1 protein-coding gene is annotated in these 1,855 nt (G+C 68.2%); it reads left to right on the forward strand.

Going from position 1 to position 1,855, the window contains the following annotated elements; translation table 11 throughout:
• Positions 1–551 precede the first annotated feature (551 nt).
• Complete coding sequence (locus AB0H37_RS45000) at positions 552–911, forward strand: transposase (protein WP_360618853.1); 360 nt, start codon at positions 552–554, stop codon at positions 909–911.
• The last annotated feature ends 944 nt before the right edge of the window (positions 912–1,855 follow it).

Genomic DNA, 1,855 nt, shown 5'->3' on the forward strand with positions numbered 1-1,855 from the left:
TCGACCCTGCTGCGCGTAATCTGCGGCGGGCGCCGGAACGCCTCGCCCGACACCGGCCTCACCGTCTACGCTTCCGCGCCCGCCGAATACGTGCCCACGGCATCCTCAGCGGCGGCCCCAACTCCGGATGCGGAATGATCCACGAACCCATCGGCCGGGCCCTGTCCAGCATGGGCGTCTCCCTCCTCAGAGGCTGACCCGTCTAGGACGGGCGGGCGGTGCCGCGATGGGGGCGGTACCGCCCGCCCGCGCCACCACACCCCCACACAAGGCACCACGACCATCCTGGTCACCGACACGACCGACAAATCGACCGCTCTGCATCAAGAGAGCTCGGGGAAGGACCCTAGCCAGGATGGATGCGCCGCCAGGCAACCCCAGCCTCGGCCACCGCGGCGAAGGCCTCGAGCCAGCCGGCGAGTTGTCAACGACCTGGACCATCGGCCATGGAGCTTACTGTGCGCCCACATACTAAGAGGGGGTCTCACACGGATGCGGCAGTTGGTGCGGCACGACCGGGGATCGTGTCGTCCGATCTTGGGCTCCGATTGGTGCCGGATGAGCTGTGGGCGATTGTTGAGCCGTTGATCCCGGAGTTCACGCCGCGTTGGCAGGGTGGCGGGACGGTGCCGGTGGACGAGCGGGCGGTGTTCACCGCGATCGTGTACGTGCTGACCAGCGGGCACGCGTGGCGGCATCTGCCGGATGAGTTCGGGGTGAGCGTGCCGACGGCCCATCGGCGCTACACCGCATGGACCAGGGCAGGACTGTGGCCGCGAGTGCGCCATGCCGTCCAGAACGAGCATCGAGCGCAAGCGCAGGTGGACTGGGCGTCGACGATCGTGAACGCCGCCAAGGTCCGCGCGAAAAGGGGGCACGCCAACCGGCCCCGATCCGGCCGATCATGGTAACGAGGGCAGCAAACTTCACGTGGCTGTCGCACGCCGCAGGGATGTCGCTGGGCCGCGGTCTCAACGGCGCACGAGCAGGGCCCGACCCTGCTCGTCAACGATGACGCCGACGACGCTTACCGAGCGCCGCATGGCCGATCACCCGGTGGACCTCCGAGCAGCTAGCGCCACCCACGGGTCCGCGGATGAGCCGGCTCCAATGGGCCTTGGAGGCATACCGCGCCGCCGAGCGGACCGGGTGCACCACGCCCGCTGGACGGCAGCCTGCGGCGAGATCTCCATGGGTCGCCTCCGGCAGCCCCTGAGCCCGATGCCTTAAACATGTCAAGCCAATGCTGATGGAATTGCCAGCGATCCGAACGCGCCGTGGGGCGTGTTGGCAGCGGCCGGTGACAATGCGTGCCGATAAGGCGGACCACTCCGCCGAGCACCGGGCCTGGCTGCGGCGACGGGATCGTGCCACGCACCCCCCCGACCCGCCATCGAGTCCGGCGAGTGCCAAGACCACCATGGCTGGGTCATCAAACGAACGCTGGCCTGGCTGTTTGGCTACCAGCGGCCGACCGTCCGCTACGAACGCCACGGCCACCTGTTCAACACCTTCCTCACCCCCACCACCTCCATCACCTGCTACAAGAACTCACCAAGTTCCCCACGGGAGACACCCTTCTTAGAAACTGTTCGTGAACTCCAGAACACAGATCCAGTTCCGGGGCCCGGCCGCACACGCCCGCCGAGGCGGCGGCGATATTCCAGGTGTGTGAATCGTGGCTGCGGAAGAGGACCGGCGCGTGAGTATTCCGTGCACCGTTGTAGAGCTGCGGTGGGAGGCCGACGGTCACCGGCCCGCGCGTGGGGGCCCTGATGCTCGTGCCGGGATCCAGTTGCCGTGGAAGCCCGCGGGGATGCGCACTGGGAGGTGCACCTCGGCGATCGGGGGCGCG

Source organism: Actinomadura sp. NPDC023710 (genome assembly GCF_040639875.1).
Lineage (GTDB): Bacteria > Actinomycetota > Actinomycetes > Streptosporangiales > Streptosporangiaceae > Spirillospora > Spirillospora citrea.